Raw genomic sequence first — 19507 nt, forward strand, 5'->3', positions numbered from 1 at the left:
GGGCCTGGCCCCGCGCACCGAAAGTCTTATGGGTTTCAACGTCCGTTATTCAGCGGCACGCAACTCAACAGGGGCGGGCGACACAGGGTCATCTCCCCATTGAATTTCAGGCAGTTTCGACTGTTTTGCCTGACGGGTCAGCGCCCAATCGCGCGCAGCCCGGCTACCTCTGCCGGACCCAAGACGCGCCAACATGCGGGCGACCCATTTGACATAGGTCCAGAACCAAACCCGAATGGCCAGCATGGAGGGGGTAAAGATCAGTGTCAGAACTGTCGAAACCCCAAGGCCAAAGACCACCGCCGTGGCAAGGTTGGTCCACCACAGTGCGGTGGGGGAATTCACCGAATACCCGCCGCCAAAGAAGTCGAGGCTTAGCCCAAACATCATCGGCGCAAGGCCTGCCATTGTGGTGATGGTGGTCAAGAGAACCGGGCGAATACGATCTTCGGCGGTGCGAATGATCGCTTCGATGCGGGGCATGATCCGAGCGTATTCCTGATAGGTATCGATCAGAACAATGTTGTTGTTCACCACAATCCCTGCCAAGGCCACAATCCCTGTCCCGGTCATGATGATCGAGAAGTATTGATCCATCACCAACATGCCGATCAAAACACCAGTGGTCGACAAAATCACCGCCAAGAGAACCAGCGTGGCGTTGTAGAACGAGTTGAACTGCGCCAGCAAGATAATGAACATCAACCCAAGCGCGGCGCTAAAGGCGGAGGTCAGGAAGGCTTGGCTTTCGGCTTGGTCCTCTTGGTCGCCAGTCCACTCAAACGAGATTCCGGCAGGGAGCGGTTTGGTTTCGAGCCATTCCGTCAAATTAGCAATACGCTCATTTGGTGTCATTGGAACCGCATGGACGGACGTGTCCTCGTGTTCGTCAATCAACGCCTGAAGCTCTGCCGGGTCAAGATCCGGAGCACCATTGTCGAAATCGAAATAGCGTGTTTCTTCACCGCCTCCAAAGAAGAATAGGAATGTTGGCAATTGGAACGTCAACTCCAACTGATACGTCGTTGGATTTTCGGCTTCTTCCGCTTCGGTACCAAGGAAGACTTCGCTGCCCAAACCAATGTCGTAGGTATATTCCTTTGGGGCTTCTTCGCCTTCTTCGAGAACTTTTGGCTCGTGGAAACTGGCGGTTTCGGCCAAGTCAGCAGGAAGCGTTATTTGAACAATCTCCTGGCCGCCATCGACATCTGCCTTCACATCAAAATACCGTTTCTGATCGATCCGGTTGATCTCGGCCAGTTTTTCAACCGGCTTGCGGGTGACAAAGTTTGAGAGCGGGATAAGGCCCGAGGGGGTGCGCACTTTGAGCGAATCCAAAGTGCTGAGCACCCGGTCTTCTTCGGGGAGACGCACCCGGATCTCGATCTCTTCGTCCGAGCCTTCGGGCGTGTAGCTGTCAAGCAAAATGCCGCGTGTAACCAGCTGTACCATGCCGCCAACCGTGGCAACGTCGGCTCCGTAGCGACCGGCTTTTTCCACGTCAACTTTGATTTCCCAATCAATACCGGGCAGGGGCCGGGTGTCTTCGATCAGGGTTAGGCCGGGTGTCGTATCATATTGCGCACGGGCCAGAGCGGTCGCCGTCAGAAGATCCTCCCAATTGTCGCCTTTCAGACGCAAATGAACAGGTTTGCCAGAAGCCGGGCCGCGCGCTTGGGCGAGGATTTCGATTTTGATACCGGGAATCGTCTCTAGTTTCTCGGTCAAATCCGCGATGATCACGTCGCCATCAAGCTTGTCGTACTCGATCCCCGTGTCATCGGAATAGGCCTGACGATCTTCCCAGGGGATGGTTTCAAACTGAACTTGGCCAATCGTGTCTTTGGGGGGCTGGGCACCACCGCTGTTGTTGTCCAAACCACCTTTGCCAGAGAAGGCAAAAGCATTGAGAATGCCGGGATGGGCCAAAACGATTTTCTCGGCCCGCTGGACCAGTGCGTCCTTTTCGGGCAACGACAAGTTGCCGCGCGCCCGAACATATACAATGGCTTGTTCCGGTTCGCTTTCGACAAAGAATTCGACGCCATTGTTATTTTCGCCAAAGTAACCAAAGACCGAAATCACAACAAAGATCACCGCAACGACCGAGACCAAAGGCATAACCGGGTTACCGGCAATGAATTTGATGAACATGCCAAAGGGTGTCCGGCGATAGGCACTGTCGATGTGGGTGCGTTTGCGGCGGTATTCGGCCGCGTCCATAAAGACCGATGCCACAACGGCAGAGACCAAGAACAGCAGCGTTCCGGGCAAATAGGCGGATAGGCCTGTCGCCTCTGTGGCCCCGAGGTAGTCAGGGTTCAGCACCATCATCGCACCAACAAAGCACCCAAACAGGCCGATTGGCACCAAAGCGATCCGAACATACCACGGAAAGCGGCCACGAATGGCGTCGCCCATCACGTGGATCTGCCGCGAGAAGCGACCAGAAACTCCGCCCATAACCGGCAGGTAGATCAGCGCCACAATGAGCGAGGCCGAGAGAACGAAGATCAAGGTAACAGGCAACATGCCCATGAATTGCCCCGGAACGCCGGGCCAGAACAGCATCGGCAAAAAGGCACAGAGCGTCGTCGCGGTTGAGCTGACAACCGGCCAGAACATCCGTTTGGCGGCTTCGACATACGCATGCATCGGGCCGGTGCCCTCGGCAATGCGTTTATCGGCATATTCCACCACAACGATCGCCCCATCCACCAACATGCCCACGGCAAGGATCAGGCCAAACATCACGATGTTTGAGATTGTCACGCCCATCAGGGCGAGTGTGAGGAAGCACAAAAGGAACGATGTCGGGATCGCAAAACCCACCAAAAGGGCCGGGCGCAGACCAAGCGAGGCCAAGACAACGATCATCACCAGCGCAATCGCCGTGAGAACCGAGCCCTCAAGCTGGCTGACCATACTGTCAACTTGGCGGCTTTGATCGTTTGAAGCGCCGACTTTGACAACGGCATTCAACTCATCTGGCCATGCTTTGCGGGCCTCTTCGATCACGCGCTGCACCTCGTTTGAGGTGTCGATGATATTGAAGCCTTTGCGCTTCACCACCTGAAGCGCCACAGTGGTTTCACCGTTAAAGCGGGCTGTTCCTTCGCGATCTTCAAAGGTCGGGTTGATCTCGGCCAAATCCCAAAGCGTGACCGAGCGGTTACCATTGGTTTTGACCGGCAGGTCGAAGACGTCCTGGGCTTCGTCGAAATTAGACGGGATTTTGACCGCAAAGGTCCCCTGATCCGTGCGCACTTCGCCCGCTGCGATCAGCTGGTTGTTGTTGCGCACGACATTGATCAGTTCGGCTGCAGTGACATTGTAGCTTTCGAGCTTGAGCGGATCGATGATCACCTCAAGCATCTCATCGCGATCCCCTGCGATCCCGGCTTCAAGCACAGCATCCAGAGCCTCAACACGATCTTGAAGGTCTTTGGCGATCCGGTTCAACGTGCGTTCCGGCAAGGGGCCGGTCAGGTTGACGATCAGGATCGGGAATTCGGAGAAGTTGATTTCATTGATCGAATACTGTTCCGCACCATCAGGAAAATCACCTTCGGCGTTTTTCATCCCGTCGCGAACATCGGCCATGATTTTGGTCTTGTCCCAACCAAATTCGAATTCCAAGGCCAATCCGGCATACCCTTCGCTGGCTGTGCCGCTCATGCTCTTGAGACCGTCCAGATCGGCCAGCTCGGTCTCCATCGGTTTGACCAATAGGTTTTCGGCATCAGCGGCAGAAATGCCGGGGAAGGGGACAGAAACAAAGAGAGCCGGAATTTCAATATCCGGCTCGCCTTCTTTGGGCAGCGAAATATACGCGTAGCCGCCGACAACCAGCGACAACACGATAAAGGCGATGACCATTCGGGCGCGTTCGGCGGCCCAATCTATGATACCAGTCATTGGATCACGTCCTCAAAGCTTGGCGCAACAGGCACGCCATCGGTCACATATTCCTGGCCGACAGTGATGATGTCGACGGTTTCGGGCAGACCCGCGAGCCAAACACCCTCAACCGAATCGCGGATGAGTTTGACCGGCATGAATTGCGCTGTTCCTGCTTCGGTTACGCGGCGCACTCCAAGGTGGCCGTCATTGTCCAACGTCAGCGAGGATTGTGGAAGCAAATGCGCTTTGGCACCTTCGGCAGTGATCGCCAAATCGGCTGTCTGGCCGTCACGGATGGTCAGGTCTGGGTTTGGCAGCGTGATTTCCACACGGAAGGTGCGGGTCAGAGGATCAGCAGACCGCGAAACAAACGTCACCTGACCAACCACTTCGCTTTCATCAATCAAGCGAGCTCCGGCGCTCGCCCCAATCTTCACGCGGGCAACTTGGGTTTCGGGGACAAAGCCAACAATCTTGACGGGATCAAGCTGGATGATGGTGGCGCAGGCCGCACCGGGTTGAAGCAGAGCCCCAAGTTCGGCTGTGTCGGTTTCCAGCAGGCCGGCAAAAGGCGCATGGATGCCAAGGCGGTCAATGCTCATCTCAGCACCAGCGATGGCGGCTTCGGCGGATTGGATCGCTGTGCGGGCGCTTTCTTCACCGGTGCGCGCAGATTGAACACCTGCTTCAGCCCCTTCGAGCTGTGATTCGGCGAGAATGACGGCCGATTTGGCCCCTTCAACCGCGCTGAGGGCCGTTTCGACGGCGGCGCGGGCCCCTTCGACCTGGCTTTCGGCGGTTTGAACACCGGCGCTGGCATTTTGGATCTGACTTTGGGCCGCCTGCACGCCAACGCGTGCAGATTCGACTTGGCTCTTGGCGGTTTGAACACCGGCCAATGCGCCGGACAGTCGGCTCTTGGCGCTTTCGATGCCGCTGGCGGCCGCTTTGAGGCCCGCCAATGCGCTTTGCACTCCGGCTTTGGCAGCCTCATAGGTCGCCTCTGACCCAGCAAGGCGGGTCTTGGCCGCGAAACCATCTTTTTGCAGTTTCTGCGAGGCATTCAAATTGATCTCTGCCTCATGCACACGGGCTTGGGCTTCCAGCAAACGGGCTTCGGCTTCGGGGAGACGTGTCTCGGCTTCAGCCAATGATGCCTTGGCGGCGGGCACGGCGGCCTCGGCTTCGGCCAAGCGTGCTTCGGCCTCCGGGATGCGCGAATTGGCTTCTTCCAGACGGGCTTGGGCCTCTGGGACACGGGCCTTGGCTTCGGACAATCGGGCCTGTGCGGCGGGTATGCCAGTGCGCGCTTCGAGCAAACGTGCCTCTGCCGCTGGGACGGCTGCAATTGCTTCTGAAATGCGGGCCTTGGCGGCGGGGACTTGGGCTTGGGCTTCAAGCAGACGGGCCTTGGCTTCGGGCAGGCGGGCCTTGGCTTCAGACAAACGGGCCAAAGTTTCGCGCAGGTTAATGTCGCTGGTGCCAGGGTCGACGGCGCACATCAATTGACCGGCCTCAACCATCGCGCCCTTGCGCAGCGGTTCCGATATGATTTTACCGCTGGTTTCGGCGCGCACTTCAATTTCGCGCAGGGCTTCAGTTTCACCGCGCAGCAAAACAGCGTTGTCAATTTCCTGAGCAACCGAGCGCACAGCCATCACACGGACGGTCCCTTCGGGCAATGCCAAGGGCGTGTCGCTGTTGTCACCAACTGCGATTGGCTCCTCAACCTCCTCGGCGGTGTCAATACCAGCGAATTCCAGCAACCAATCGCGTTCGAGTACGATCGCGTAAAGCGCAGCGGCCACCACGAGGGCCGTTATAAAAGAAAAAAGGCGCATCTTTCACCCACTGTCCATTTCTGTCTTGGCGCGTGACGCGCCCAAATTAAATATGGGCTTATGTTCGAAAACAACGGCCCGCCGTTATTCTAAACGGGTTAGTTTAGTTTTAGGGTCTCGTAGAGTCATCTTCAACCGCAGGCAAAGACTTTTATGCGTTTAAACCCGGCCTCATGGCGTTTTTCTGACGATATAGTGCCAAAATTGGGCAGTTGAGGTCCCTTGGCACGGCTCTTGAGGCACGGTATGAGAGGCAAAAGCACAAGATTGGCCGCACGGCTAGGGAGGCATTGTGAGCAATCCAGAAAGCTTCATTGAAGAAGTTACTGAAGAGGTCCGCCGCGACCGGACGTTTAAGTTCATGAAGCGCTACGGCTGGATCGGGGTCGTTGTTGTCTTGGGGATTGTTGGCGGCACCGCATGGCGTGAATACCAAAACGCGACGCAATCTGCCTCGGCCCAGGCCTTTGGCGACGGTATTTTGACCGCGCTGGAATCCGACGACAGTGCGGCGCGGGTGACGGCTTTGGACAAGCTCGAAGCCAAAAGCGCAGATGGTCAGGCGGTTCTGGACATGCTGATTGCAGCCGAAGAAGGCAGTGCAGGGGATGACGCCGCCGCGATTGAGCGGTTGCAGGCGATTTCCAACAATGCCGACATTCCGACAATCTATCGCCAGATCGCCAGCTACAAAGCCTTGGCCCGCGGGGCCGAGATACTGTCGGTTGAAGACCGCCAGTCTGGGTTCGAAGCGCTGGCCGTGGCCGGGCAACCCTTGCGTTTGCTGGCAGAAGAGCAATTGGCGCTGATTGAAATCGAATCTGGCGACAAAGACGCGGCGCTAACCCGCCTACAAGCGTTGATCATTGATTCTGAAGTGACCTCAGGCTTGCGTCGCCGCGCAAGTCAGTTGATTGTAGCGCTGGGTGGCGCAGTCGAGCAAAGCTGAGCCAAAGAGCTGGCATGAAAGGGCAAACCATGTTGCGAAACGCAAGAACGCTTGGCTTTCTGGGGGCCGCCATTGGGTCATTGGCATTGTCAGGCTGCGCTGAACGCGAAGAAATCCTCGCGGGGGAGCGTTTAGGCGTTCGCGATGTGTTGCAGAGCCAAGCCAGCGCGGATGAAACTCTGACGGTGGACGGGTCGCAGCCGATCTCATTGAGCGCGCCTGTGTCCAATGCCTCCTGGGCGCAAAGCATGGTGTCACCGCATACGCGTGTGTCGCATCCGGCTTTGTCCAAATCGCTGTCCCAGCTTTGGGCCGTGGACATTGGGACAGGCGACACGCGACGCCAGCGTCTGAACGCGAATCCGGTGATGGCGGATGGCCGCATCTTCACCATGGATTCGGAGCATCTTGTGCGCGCCGTGTCGACCTCTGGTGAGGTGCTCTGGTCTCACGATCTAACCCCGCTTCGCGACAAAAACATCGAGGCGCAGGGCGGTGGATTGGCATATTCGGACGGCAAAATCTATGTCGCTTCTGGGTTTGGCACCCTATCGGCCCTAGACCCGGCCAGCGGTAAAGAAATTTGGGTGCAGCGCTTGGGCGGAACAGCCACAGGTGCACCGACGGTCCGTGGCGGTGTTGTTTACATCGTGTCGGGCGATCAGATCGCTTGGGCGATTGAAGCGGATAGCGGTCGCATTCGTTGGCAGATCGAAGGCAACGGTGACATCAACAATGTGGCGGGATCACCAGCCCCCGCAGTAAGCGACAAACATGCGGTATTTGCCTATGGCGGAGCCACCGTGCAGACGACCTTCCGCCAAGGTGGGTTGCGTTTGTGGAATGCCGACATTCTTGGGCGGCGCAACGGTGTCGCTCTGACCATGGTTGACGATTTGACCGGAGATCCGGTGATTGTTGGCGAGACTGTATATGTCGGCAATCATTCCGGCCGGATTGTTGCGCTGTCTTTGCATGATGGCGAACGGCTCTGGACCACACGTCAAGGGGCGTTGGGGCCTGTATGGCCTGCGGGCGGATCGGTGTTCTTTGTTTCTGATCGCAACAAGCTGGTCCGTTTGGATGCGGCGACGGGTGAGCAGATTTGGGAAGTCGAATTGCCGGGCTGGGTTCCGCGCAACAAGCCGAACCGGAAACGTGATCGCAGTTTCGCCAATCACGGGCCGGTTTTGGCGGGTGGGCGATTGATCGTTGCGGGTTCTGACGGTCAAATCCGCAGCTTTGCCCCCGAAGATGGTGCGCTGATCTCGTCGATTGAGATCAAAGGTGGCGCAACCACACGGCCGATTGTGGCAGGCAACACGCTTTATGTCGTCTCGGGCGACGGAGTTCTCCACGCCTATAGATAAGCGCTTTGGGTGGCCCTAGGCTCCAATACTCGGGCAAGAGTATTGCAAATACCGTGTTCGGAATTTGGCCCCCGCGCCAGTCTCGGTCCCGCTGCGATGCAACGGGGCTTTTCGACGCCGAGAAAATAGGCTAAGCGAGCGGCTTGATCCGGAGTGCCACCCATGTCTTTCACCCTTGCCATCGTCGGCCGCCCCAATGTGGGCAAGTCGACCCTGTTTAACCGCCTCGTCGGCAAACGCCTTGCGTTGGTTGACGATCAGCCCGGTGTGACGCGTGATTTGCGCGAAGGTGAAGCGCGGCTCGGGGACATCCGTTTCACCGTGATTGATACCGCCGGTCTGGAAAACGCGACGGACGAATCGCTGCCTGCGCGTATGCGCCGTTTGACGGAACGCGCTGTCGATATGGCCGACGTCTGTCTGTTTTTGGTCGATGCCCGCGCCGGGATATTGCCCGATGACATGGTTTTCGCCGAAATCCTGCGCAAACGTGCAGCCAAGGTTATCCTTGGGGCCAACAAGTCCGAAGGGTCTGCCGCTGATGCAGGTGTGATTGAGGCCTATAGCCTTGGTCTTGGCGAGCCAATGCGCATTTCAGCCGAACACGGCGAGGGCATGAACGAGCTGTACTCGATGCTGCTCCCTATCGACGAAGAATTCCAAGCCCGCGCCGCCCAAGACGTCCCGGAAACCGAAGTCGACGTGGACGAGGACGAAGACCCGGATGCACCGCGCCCGATCACCGCTGAAAAGCCGCTGCAGATCGCTGTTGTTGGCCGCCCCAATGCCGGGAAATCGACGCTGATCAACCAAATCATCGGTGAAGACCGCCTTTTAACGGGGCCTGAGGCCGGTATCACCCGCGATGCTATTTCCGTTCAAAAGGAATGGGGCGGGGTGCATATGCGCATCTTTGACACCGCCGGAATGCGCAAACGCGCCAAGGTTCAGCAAAAGCTGGAAAAACTATCGGTGTCGGACGGTATTCGCGCGGTAAAGTTCGCCGAAGTGGTTGTTGTTTTGCTTGATGCCGCTATTCCCTTTGAAAATCAGGATCTTAAGATTGCTGATTTGGCTGAACGTGAAGGCCGCGCTGTGGTTGTCGCAGTGAACAAGTGGGATATTGAGGACGAAAAGCAGGAAAAACTGCGTGATCTCAAAGAAGCGTTTGAGCGGTTGTTGCCGCAATTGCGCGGCGCGCCTTTGGTGACTGTCTCTGCTCGGACAGGCCGGGGGCTTGATCGTTTGCAAGCCGCGATTATCAAAGCCCATGACGTGTGGAACCGCCGCATTCCGACCGCTGCTTTGAATCGCTGGCTTGGGGATATGGTCGAACGGCACCCGCCGCCCGCGCCCCAAGGTCGCCGCATCAAACTGCGTTATATGACCCAAGCGAAAACCCGTCCGCCGGGTTTTGTGGTGATGTGTTCGCTGCCTGACAAATTGCCCGAAAGTTATTCACGCTATCTGGTCAATGGCATGCGTGAAGATTTTGACATGCCGGGGACGCCGATCAGGCTGACCATGCGCGGGCAGGGGGATAAAAACCCCTATAAGGGCCGCAAGAAAAAGAACGCCGGGGCGCTCAAAAAGCACCTTGGGAGCCTGCCGAAGGCCAAAGACTAAGGGAGAGGGCTCTGGCAACGCTGCCAGAGCCCTTTTTCGTTAGGCCGCAGGCAGATAGGTCGCGGTCATCGCATCGAGTTCGTGACGATCTTTGTTATGAACGGCGACGAGGGTCTGAGACATGGCGTCTGGGAAGATTTCGTGCTGTTTGGCCGCAACCCCCTCCAAAATAGCCTGCGCGACAGCTGATGCTGAGGCCTTGTCCGACACAAACTTGGCGGCCAAATCCGTATCAACCGGGCCGGGGTAAACCGTGCCAACATAGGTGCCCTGGCCCGCCAGCTCGGCACGAAACGCCTGCATGAGCGAGTGGATCGCCGCCTTGGACGCCGAATAGGTCGCCAAAACCGGGAAATTGGACAAAGCCGCGATTGAGCTGATGGTCACAACCCCGCCGCCGCCATTGGCCCCAAGCACTGGCGCAAAGGCGCGTGTCACGGCAAGCGGTGCAAAATAATTGACGTCCATTTCAAAGCGGGCCTGTTCGGTCGCGTCTTGTGACATGGTGCTGGTGAAGCCGGCAACACCGGCGTTGTTGATCAGCAGATTGACGTCCGCCGCCAATGCCGCAGCTTGCGCGATGTCTTTGCTGTTTGTGACATCCAGTTTGACGGCGATGACGCGGCCCGGGTGTGCCGCGACCAAGTCAGACAAAGAGGATGTGTCGCGGGCTGCGGCGTATAGTTTTGCAACACCCTGGGTCAGCAGTTCTTGGGCAAGAGCGCGACCAATACCGCGATTGGAGCCTGTCACAAAGGCAGTCGTGTTCGAGAGAGCAGTCATGGTGAATTCCTATTAAATACCAGATGGTACTTTATTTGCGCCATTGATGTAGATAGTCAAGGCGCTTAAATACCGAGTGGTATAAAAATTAGGAGAGCAGGGATGGCACGTGGGCGCCCTCGTAAAAATGATCCCGACAAGGTGCTGTCACAGGCGCTTAGGTTGTTTTGGAAACGCGGTTACCTTGCCACGTCCATGAACGATATTTCCGACGCGACAGGGATGGCCAAGCCAGGCCTATATGCCAATTTTGGCGGCAAGGACGCGCTTTTTATCAAGAGCTTAGAACGTTATGTTGAACTGTATGGGGATCCGGTGCGCATCCCGTTTGAACAAAGCCAAGGGCCGCTGCGCGAGGATCTCACGGCCTTCCTGAACGGCTTGGCCGACGGTGTCACCCTCACGGATGAACCGGCTGGATGTATGTGCATTCTCGCGAGTTTCGATTTTGGGGAGACGGCAGAGCCCGTTGGTCCACGTTTGGCGGAGCTTAAATCCTTGGCAGGCAAAGCGCTTATGCTGCGGCTCACTCGCGCCCAAGAACGCAAAGAGTTGAGCGCCGAGGCCGACATCTCGCGATTGCTTATGTTTTTAAACGGTCAGATCGTCGCCATGGCGTCCCTTGCCCGGACGGGAGCCGGACGGGATCAATTACAAATAATTGTCGACATGGCGATCGAAGCAATGCCTTGGACCGAGGCCCAAGGCTTGGAAAGGCGCGCCAGTTAAAAAGGCGCGCCATGGTCGCTTTAGCTAAGTTTGCCATCCGTGCCGAGGGTCAGTTTCCCGCCGAGATAGGGGCCAAGAGCCGCTGGCAAAGTGACTGAGCCGTCCGCATGCTGGCCGTTCTCAAGAACCGCAATCAAGCACCGTCCGACCGCAAGGCCAGACCCGTTCAAGGTGTGCAAGAACTCCGGTTTGCCTCCATCAGCAGGGCGGAAACGGGCATTCATGCGTCGGGCCTGAAAATCACCCGTGGTCGAGACCGAACTGATTTCGCGATAGGTGTTCTGACCGGGCAACCATGCCTCGATATCGTAGGTACGGCGCGCACCAAATCCGGTATCGCCGGTGCACAATTCAACGGTGCGGTAGGGGATGTCGAGTTTCTCCAAAATCCCTTGGGCACAGCCCAGCATCCGTTGCTGTTCTTCGTCGGATTGTGACGGATGGGTGATTGAGACCATCTCAACCTTCTCGAACTGGTGCTGGCGCAACATGCCCGAGGTATCCTTGCCCGCTGATCCGGCTTCGGAGCGGAAACACAAGGTGTGCGATGCCATGCGGATCGGCAGAGTGCTTTCCTCAACGATGTCGCCAGCAACCGTATAAGTTAGCGGCACCTCGGAAGTCGGCACCAGCCACCAGCCGTTGGTGGTCTGATAGCTGTCTTCGCCAAATTTAGGCAGTTTGTCAGTGCCATACATCGCCTCATCCCGCACCAAAACGGGTGAGTTTATTTCGGTTAAACCGTTTTCATCCACATGGGTGTCGATCATGAACTGTGCCAATGCGCGATGAATGCGGGCGACAGCGCCCTTGAGCATCACAAAGCGGGCACCAGAAATTTTGGCGGCCAGTTCAAAATCCATGCTGGCAGCAACACCGGTCAGCTCAAAATGCTCTTTGGCGTCGAAATCCAACACCGGGGGCACGCCCCATTTGCGGATCTCAACATTGTCATCCTCATCGGCCCCATCTGGCACATCGTCATAGGGCAAGTTTGGAATCACCGAGAGCTCATATGTCAGCTTCTCGTCCAAGGCCTTGGCACGGGTCTGCATCTCGCCAATTTCGGCTTTCTTTTCGGCCACCAGGGCGCGAAGCCGCTCGAACTCGGCGTCATCGCCCTTGGCTTTGGCGGCGCCCACCTCTTTGGCGGCTTTCTTTTGGTCGGCCTGAGCGGTCTCGGCCGCGAGGATCGCAGCGCGGCGCTCCGCGTCTAGCGCCAATAGCGGCGATGATGCATTTTCGATCCCACGGCGCGAGAGCGCCGCATCAAAAGCGGCGGGGTTGTCACGGATGGCGCGGATGTCATGCATCTCTCTGGCTCCTGAGTAGGTTGAGTCGTGTCGGGCTTATGCCCCAGATTGGCAAGAGAGGGTAGAGTTGAGATAGGAAATGACGCGCTAATATGGGGCTGCCACAGCGAAAAAGCGCGTCCAGATTTTTCGACCGGACACGCCAGATTTGTTTGCCGAGCCTTATTGAGTGTAGCTTTTGGCGATGCTGTCGACCGAACCGTCCTCTAGCATTGTGGCATAGGCTGAATTCAATGCGTCGGCTGTTTGAGGATCAAAATTATGATTGGTTGCCAGCCAATGCTTGGCCGCGATGAAGCTGTCACTCACTTGAAAGTCAGTTTGGTCCAGGCCTGCGGCCTCAACAAAACCAAAAATCTCAAGATCAATGCAAAAGAACGCGTCGACACGGCCAGCGTTGACCATTTTGACCGCTGTTGCGCCATCCGTAACTGGGTGCAGGTTGGTGAACTTCATTTGGTTAGGACTTTCTCCATGACGCTCGAGCGAAGAACTGCGATTTTTTAAGGGTGTGCGCGTCCTCTAGCGCGCCAACTGTCTCGCCGGTAGATACGAAAACGATGTTTGACGTCACCAGCTCCGATACCCAGTTGAATTGGCTTTCACGCGCAGGGGAACGGACCGGAGGAATAATCATGACATTGGATTCAGTTTCGGCCCCTTTAAGCGCGCGCCCAGGGCATGTAGTTCACGGAGACATCAACATTGGCCCGCTTGGCCACTTCCAAAACAATTTCATGCGTGATGCCAGGTTTTCTGCACCGTCACCATTCGAAAACGGCGGCAGGACGGACGTATAAATCTGCTATGTGGCGGCCTGTACCGAAGAGATGCCCAGTGAGAGGCAAAAAACGATTGCGGACAGGAGGGATAAAAATGCGTGTTTCATGCGGAAAACCTTTTCGTATCTGGCCGGACGGGATGAGTTGTTGGCGTTCAACCCGCCAGCGCGCCGACCATGGGACACAAACCTTCCGAAATGGTGAAACCGCGCAGGAAAATGCATTGGGCAGGACGTCGTGGCATGTCTTATTGGCGACGGGACCAAGAGGCAGTTTCGCTGGCATCCATCTGGCATCCATAGGGTGAGTGGTCAAGGTTTGCACAAGTCCTTCGCAAGCGAAGGACGAGCAGATTAAGGTTCGCTGCGAAATTTTCGGGGTCAAGGCCCAAAAACGCGTGGAATTAGAACGCTTTGGAATACAAGTTGTTTCGAAATCTGGTTTCTGATAAAAATGTTTAAATTCAATATTATGAGGCGGTTTTATGCGGCAAAATTAGCCGTTTGAAAACGCCAAAACGTCGAACTCATTTCATTCCGTGGAAAATTTTAGGTTCTTTTCCGGCGGATTGGAATGAGGTGTTAACCCTAATGCGGAATGAATGGGGCGACGGTCAGAATGGGCCGCATTTGACGTGTTAAAAACAGGAGCCATGGCACCAAAATGGTGCCCAGATACATATGTCCAGCATTCTTACGAACAATGGCGCCATGGTGGCGCTGCAAACACTGAAATCGGTCAACTCGACGATGTCCGAAGTTCAAAATCAAATTTCGACGGGTAAATCCGTTGCGAACGCCAAGGATAACTCCGCCATCTGGGCGATCTCGGCAGTTATGACGTCAGATGTTAAAAGCTTCAAAGGCATTTCCGACAGTCTGAACCTTGCCCAGTCAACCGTGGCCGTGGCCCGACAGGCATCAGAGACCGTGACCGATCTTCTGACGGAGATCAAGGGCAAGATCGTTGCCTCGCAAGAGGAAAACGTCGACCGAGAGAAAATCCAGACCGATATTGACGCGTTACGCGACCAAATCGGCGCGGTTGTCGGCGCGGCGCAGTTCAACGGTCTGAATTTGCTGCAAAACAACACGCTCACGGCGGAAGATGTCAATGTCCTTGCCTCGCTTGATCGATCAAGCACGGGCGTGGCGGCATCGAAAATCACCGTGGCGCGTCAGGATTTGAGCTCTGGTGCCGCGACAGCCGGGACCATGGGGACCGACATCGGGAGCAACTCCGCTGTTAACGCTGGCGCCACTGGTGCAATTATGACCGTAACCGGCACACCCGAAGCGGGGATGTCCTATGAACTCGCCTCCGGGGGCGGCTTGGGCCTGTCTGCGGATGTGACCTATGTGGCGCGCAATGGTGATACGTTGCAGGATGTGACGGATGCCTTGGTTGCCGGGTTGAATTTCCAAGCAATGACAGACGGTATTGACGTTACATTCGCTGAAAACGGATCGACTGCTGGTCAGATTGATATGACCAACAATACAAGTGCCGCCATCACCGTAACGACGACAAATGCGTCGCAATCGACGAATAATACGGAAAACGACGGGACGATCGGTGGTAGTCTTGAATTGTTGGAAAACTTCGACGTTACAACGGGTAACGGTGCGGATGCCGCCTTGGAAGCAATTGAAAACATGTTGCAAGTTTCGATCAAATCCGCGGCTAACTTTGGTTCCGCTCAGGGCCGGATTGAAACGCAAGCTGACTTTATCTCGGGCCTGACCGATGCGTTGAAATCGGGGATTGGTTCGCTGGTGGATGCCGATATGGAAGAAGCCTCCGCGCGTCTTCAGGCCATTCAGGTTCAACAGCAACTTGGTGTTCAGGCGCTGTCGATTGCGAACCAAGCCCCTCAACAGCTTTTGTCGCTGTTCAAAGGCTAAACGTGCTTTTTACATCTCATTTCTTAGGCGGGCCGTTTGGTCCGCCTTTGCATTTCTGGTGCCGACCTCAACTCAATTTTCAATTTTTGCTCCGTTGAAGTCGAAAATCGCGGCCTGGCTGTGCTGCTGCCTTCTTGCATCCGACCCATGCAAGGCATAGGTTCCGCCCGACGTTCGCGGGGCATCGGCTCCGCTTTTTGCATAGGAGCATCCCATGGATCAGCAGACCATGTCTTCATTCGTCATGATGGGCTTAATTTTTGCCATCATGTACTTCCTTCTCATCCGCCCTCAGCAGAAAAAGATGAAGGAACACAAAGCCATGGTCGAAGGACTGCGCCGAGGTGATCAGGTGATCACCCAGGGTGGTCTTATTGGCAAGGTCGTAAAGGTTAAAGAAAACAACGAAGTAGACGTTGAAATCGCCGAGGGTGTCAAAGTTCGTGTTGTACAGTCGACCATCGCTCAGGTGACGTCGAAAACCGAACCAGCCGAAGGCTAAACCATCATGCTACAGATTGATTTCTGGAAGCGGGCATTGATTTGGGTGACGGTTGTCTTGGGGATTGCGCTTGCACTTCCCAACGCCTTCTACACCAAGGTTGAGACCGCAAATGACGCCGCCGCTGCGATTGAGCTCGGGGCGGATACCACGGAAAACCGTGAAATCGCGGGCACTTGGCCCTCGTTCCTGCCATCCGGTCTTGTCAATCTGGGGCTTGATTTGCGCGGCGGGGCGCATCTTTTGGCTGAAGTTCAAGTCAAGGATGTCTACGAAGCGCGCATGGAGGCGCTTTGGCCTGACGTGCGCGATGCCCTGCGTGGAGAGCGTGACACCATCGGCACCATCCGTTGGAATTCCGAAGCCACCAAAGAGGGTGAGCTGCGGGTGCGAATCTCCAAGCCTGAGGGCATGGAGCATGCGCTTGGCATCGTTCGCGGTTTGGCACGCCCTGTTGTGTCGCTGACCGGGGCCGGGGCCACTGATTTGCAAGTGCGCGGTGAAGGTGCCGAAGTTGTCGTAACGCTGTCCGAAGCGGAACAACAGGCCACCGATGAACGCACCTTGCGTCAGTCGCTCGAAATCATCAGACGTCGGATTGATGAAGTTGGCACGCGCGAGCCGACAATACAGCGCCAGGGTGTTGATCGTATTTTGATCCAGGTGCCGGGCATTGGTTCGGCTCAGGAACTCAAGGAAATCATCGGCACAACGGCCCAGTTGACCTTTCAACCGGTTGTCGGGCGTGCCAATAGCGCAGATGCTCAGGCCGGTGTTGGCAACGAAGTCTTGCCGTCGCTCGATGAAGAGGGTGTTTTTTACATCCTCGAACAAACGCCGGTTGTGACGGGCGAAGATCTTACAAATGCTCAGCCGAGCTTTGATCAAAATGGCCGTCCGGCGGTGAGCTTTACCTTTAATGCCAGCGGTGCGCGCCAGTTTGGTGACTATACCGCTGACAATATCGGGTCGCCCTTTGCCATTGTTTTGGACGCCGAAGTCATCAGTGCCCCGGTGATCCAAAGCCATATCCCCGGCGGATCGGGCATTATTACCGGGAATTTTGATGTCGAAGAAAGCACCAACCTTGCCGTCCTTTTGCGTGCAGGGGCCTTGCCTGCGGGGCTTGAGTTCCTCGAAGAACGCACAATCGGGCCTGAGCTTGGCCAAGACAGTATTGACGCCGGTAAGATCGCAACTGCGGTCGCCTTTATCGGTGTGCTGGTCTTTATGGGGCTGAGCTACGGGTTGTTTGGTCTCTTTGCCAATGTGGCGCTGGTTATCAACATCACTTTGATCTTCGGTATGCTCAGCATGCTTGGTGCTACCTTAACCTTGCCCGGTATTGCCGGGATTGTGTTGACGGTTGGTATGGCCGTGGACGCCAATGTGCTGGTTTTTGAACGTATCCGAGAGGAACTCAAAACCGCCAAAGGCCCCGCACGTGCGATTGAACTTGGCTATGAAAAGGCGCTGTCGGCGATCGTTGATGCCAACATCACCACGTTCATCACCGCCGTGATCCTATATGTCATGGGGTCTGGTCCGGTTCGCGGTTTTGCAATCACATTGGGCCTTGGCATTTTGACATCGGTCTTTACGGCGATCTTTGTCACGCGATTGCTCATCGTTATGTGGTTCGAAAAACGCCGTCCAAAAAAGATTGAGGTGTGAGATGCGACTAAGACTTGTTCCTGAAAACACCTCTTGGGATTTCTTTAACCACGCTCGTTTGTGGCTGGGGATTTCAGCGCTGTTGGTGATCGTGTCGATGGGGTCCTTTGCGACTCTGGGGCTGAATTTTGGCATTGATTTTCGCGGTGGCACAACGATCCGAACCGAAAGCACCCAGGCCGTTGACATCGGCTCTTATCGGGGCGCGTTGGACGGGCTTGGCCTTGGCGATGTGAGTATTGTCAAAGTTAACGACCCAACATTTCGTGCCGATCAGCATGTGGCGATGATCCGCATTCAGGCCCAGGATGGGCAAGAATCGGTGAGCGGAGACGTGATCGAAAGCGCCAGAACGGCGCTGGCGCAGGTCGCTTCGGGCATTAAATTCGTCTCGGTTGAATCTGTTGGCCCGAAGGTCTCGGGGGAGCTGATCACAACGGCGGCCACCGCCGTGGCTTTGGCGATTGCGGCGGTCTTGTTCTACATCTGGCTGCGTTTTGAATGGCAATTCGCCATGGGGGCCGTGGCGGCCTTGGTGCATGATGTTTTGCTGACAATCGGGGTGTTCGCGGCGGTTCAGATCAAGTTCGATCTGGCCATTATCGCGGCGCTTTTGACCATCGTTGGCTATTCGTTGAACGATACCGTGGTGGTATTTGACCGGGTGCGCGAAAACCTGATCAAATACAAATCCAAGGACCTCAAAGAGGTGCTGAACCTGTCGATCAACGAAACCCTGAGCCGGACATTTATGACCTCGGCCACGACATTGCTGGCGCTTATTGCGCTGTTTGTATTGGGTGGCGATGTGATCCGTGGCTTTGTCTTTGCGATGATCTGGGGCGTTGTTGTCGGGACATATAGTTCGATCTTTGTGGCCTCGTCGATTTTGTTGCGTCTGGGGGTCAAACGCGATTGGTCCAAGCCGGTGGATACCACTGGCAATCAGTTCGGCGATGTAGATGCCTGATGTTTTATCCAGCCTTGCTTCGGTTCCGGGGCTTGGCTGGATAGCCTTTGCCGCTTTTGTAAGCGGTCTTGTTCGCGGTTTTACTGGCTTTGGAACCGCATTGGTGTTCCTGCCTGTTGCGGCTCAGTTCCTGCCACCTTTTGCTGCGATCATCACCCTAACATTTATGGATTTGCTCAGCCCGCTTCCGGTGCTGAAACCTGCATGGCGTGATGCGGACAGGGGCGACCTTAAGCGTTTGCTTATTGGCACAATCATCACGCTGCCGGTTGGCTTATCGGTGCTTGCGATGGTGCCCCGCGATGTCTTTCGGTTTGGCGTCAGCGGGTTGTCCATCGCGATGCTGGCGGTTTTGGTTTTCGGTATTCGTTACCGGGGCGAGGTTAAATCCGCCATGGTTTACGGCATTGGGGCCGCGTCTGGATTTCTTGGTGGCACAGCAGGATTGCCAGGCCCACCGGTCATTTTGTTTTACATGGCACGCCCCTTGCCAACCCAAATGATCCGCGCCAACACACTGCTGTTTTTGTTCGGCTATGATCTGATGATCATGTTGGCGCTAGAAGTCTTTGGCCGGATGCAACTTGAATGGGCCGTGCTTGGCCTGTTGATGGGTATTCCGGGAATGTTGGGCAATTGGCTTGGCGGCAGGCTCTTTCGTCCCGGGCTGGAGACGCTATACAGGGCTGCGGCCTATGCCGTGATCGCGGCGTCGGCTGTGTCCGGCCTGCCAATCTGGAGCTGAGGAGAGCCTATGCAACTCAACGAGATGTCATTCAAAGACGCAGTGCCGGTTGACGGATACGGACCGGGTTTCTTTCGTGTTGCGGATCAGGTGCTCGAGGGGCCGCTGTTGATGACGGCGACAGATGTTTTGCCTTGGGGCGGGTTGGACGATTCGGCCGCATTGCTGGCCTTGGCCGGTCAGATCGACGTCGTGTTTGTTGGAACCGGCGCTGAAATCGCCCATATTCCCAACGCATTGCGGACTGAACTAGAGGCCGCCGGTTTGGGCGTCGAAACCATGAGCTCCCCATCCGCTTGCCGGACATTTAACGTTCTGCTGAGCGAAGGGCGCCGTGTGGCGGTTGCTGCAATACCGGTCTAGTCCGCCAGCGCGAAACACTTGATTAGGGTCAATGCGTTGTGCCCCGATCCTGT

At 56.1% G+C, this 19507-nt stretch carries 15 protein-coding genes; 10 read left to right on the forward strand and 5 right to left on the reverse strand.

Features of this window, described 5'->3' with window-relative positions; genetic code table 11:
* Window positions 1-45 precede the first annotated feature (45 nt).
* Both ACRBB0_RS05875 and ACRBB0_RS05880 read right to left on the reverse strand, forming a co-directional pair.
* Window positions 46-3918 carry an efflux RND transporter permease subunit gene (locus ACRBB0_RS05875; protein WP_431373476.1) on the reverse strand — a complete coding sequence of 1291 codons (3873 nt, stop codon included), beginning with the start codon at window positions 3916-3918 and terminating at the stop codon, window positions 46-48.
* Window positions 3915-5744 (reverse strand): efflux RND transporter periplasmic adaptor subunit, encoded by a 1830-nt coding sequence (locus ACRBB0_RS05880; RefSeq protein ID WP_431373477.1) that lies wholly within the window; start codon window positions 5742-5744, stop codon window positions 3915-3917. Before ACRBB0_RS05880 ends, ACRBB0_RS05875 begins: the two co-directional genes overlap by 4 nt.
* Window positions 5745-6036: 292 nt before the next feature.
* Between ACRBB0_RS05880 and ACRBB0_RS05885 the strand changes: the two genes are divergently transcribed.
* From ACRBB0_RS05885 to der, 3 genes are all read left to right on the forward strand, one after another.
* Window positions 6037-6693, forward strand: coding sequence for a tetratricopeptide repeat protein (locus ACRBB0_RS05885; RefSeq protein WP_431373478.1), 657 nt, complete (start codon window positions 6037-6039; stop codon window positions 6691-6693).
* A 14-nt stretch (window positions 6694-6707) separates the two neighbouring features.
* Window positions 6708-8063: a PQQ-binding-like beta-propeller repeat protein gene (locus ACRBB0_RS05890; protein ID WP_431373479.1), complete on the forward strand. Its 1356-nt coding sequence runs from the start codon at window positions 6708-6710 to the stop codon at window positions 8061-8063.
* A 162-nt stretch (window positions 8064-8225) separates the two neighbouring features.
* Window positions 8226-9689, forward strand: a complete 1464-nt coding sequence (gene der, locus ACRBB0_RS05895; protein ID WP_431373480.1) for a ribosome biogenesis GTPase Der — start codon at window positions 8226-8228, stop codon at window positions 9687-9689.
* A gap of 39 nt (window positions 9690-9728) precedes the next feature.
* Here der and ACRBB0_RS05900 read toward each other — a convergent pair whose 3' ends face one another.
* Entirely contained in the window at window positions 9729-10472 is a 744-nt protein-coding gene (locus ACRBB0_RS05900) for an SDR family oxidoreductase (protein WP_431373481.1), read from the reverse strand.
* Window positions 10473-10574: 102 nt separating this feature from the next.
* On the opposite strand from ACRBB0_RS05900, the gene ACRBB0_RS05905 reads away from it, so the two are divergent.
* Window positions 10575-11201, forward strand: coding sequence for a TetR/AcrR family transcriptional regulator (locus ACRBB0_RS05905; protein ID WP_431373482.1), 627 nt, complete (start codon window positions 10575-10577; stop codon window positions 11199-11201).
* Between the two features lie 20 nt (window positions 11202-11221).
* On the opposite strand, the gene serS is transcribed toward ACRBB0_RS05905, so the two are convergent.
* Together serS and ACRBB0_RS05915 are read right to left on the reverse strand one after the other, a co-directional pair.
* Window positions 11222-12514, reverse strand: a complete 1293-nt coding sequence (gene serS, locus ACRBB0_RS05910) for a serine--tRNA ligase (protein ID WP_431373483.1) — start codon at window positions 12512-12514, stop codon at window positions 11222-11224.
* 162 nt (window positions 12515-12676) lie between these two features.
* On the reverse strand, window positions 12677-12970 hold the full coding sequence (locus ACRBB0_RS05915) for a hypothetical protein (RefSeq protein WP_431373484.1): 294 nt from the start codon (window positions 12968-12970) through the stop codon (window positions 12677-12679).
* A gap of 1006 nt (window positions 12971-13976) precedes the next feature.
* On the opposite strand from ACRBB0_RS05915, the gene ACRBB0_RS05920 reads away from it, so the two are divergent.
* The 6 genes from ACRBB0_RS05920 to ACRBB0_RS05945 all read left to right on the forward strand — a co-directional run bounded on the left by ACRBB0_RS05920 (window position 13977) and on the right by ACRBB0_RS05945 (window position 19454).
* The gene (locus ACRBB0_RS05920; RefSeq protein WP_431373485.1) at window positions 13977-15200 is read left to right on the forward strand and encodes a flagellin; all 1224 of its coding nucleotides are present in this window, start codon (window positions 13977-13979) and stop codon (window positions 15198-15200) included.
* A 214-nt stretch (window positions 15201-15414) separates the two neighbouring features.
* A complete protein-coding gene (yajC, locus tag ACRBB0_RS05925; RefSeq protein WP_431373486.1) occupies window positions 15415-15702 on the forward strand; it encodes a preprotein translocase subunit YajC in 288 nt (95 codons plus the stop codon).
* A gap of 6 nt (window positions 15703-15708) precedes the next feature.
* Window positions 15709-17376, forward strand: a complete 1668-nt coding sequence (gene secD, locus ACRBB0_RS05930; protein WP_431373487.1) for a protein translocase subunit SecD — start codon at window positions 15709-15711, stop codon at window positions 17374-17376.
* Window position 17377: 1 nt separating this feature from the next.
* A complete protein-coding gene (gene secF / locus ACRBB0_RS05935; protein ID WP_431373488.1) occupies window positions 17378-18346 on the forward strand; it encodes a protein translocase subunit SecF in 969 nt (322 codons plus the stop codon).
* On the forward strand, window positions 18339-19091 hold the full coding sequence (locus ACRBB0_RS05940) for a sulfite exporter TauE/SafE family protein (RefSeq protein WP_431373489.1): 753 nt from the start codon (window positions 18339-18341) through the stop codon (window positions 19089-19091). Before secF ends, ACRBB0_RS05940 begins: the two co-directional genes overlap by 8 nt.
* A gap of 9 nt (window positions 19092-19100) precedes the next feature.
* Entirely contained in the window at window positions 19101-19454 is a 354-nt protein-coding gene (locus ACRBB0_RS05945) for an Mth938-like domain-containing protein (RefSeq protein WP_431373490.1), read from the forward strand.
* Window positions 19455-19507: the final 53 nt, after the last annotated feature.

It is taken from the genome of Pelagimonas sp. (assembly GCF_050633425.1).
GTDB lineage: Bacteria > Pseudomonadota > Alphaproteobacteria > Rhodobacterales > Rhodobacteraceae > Pelagimonas.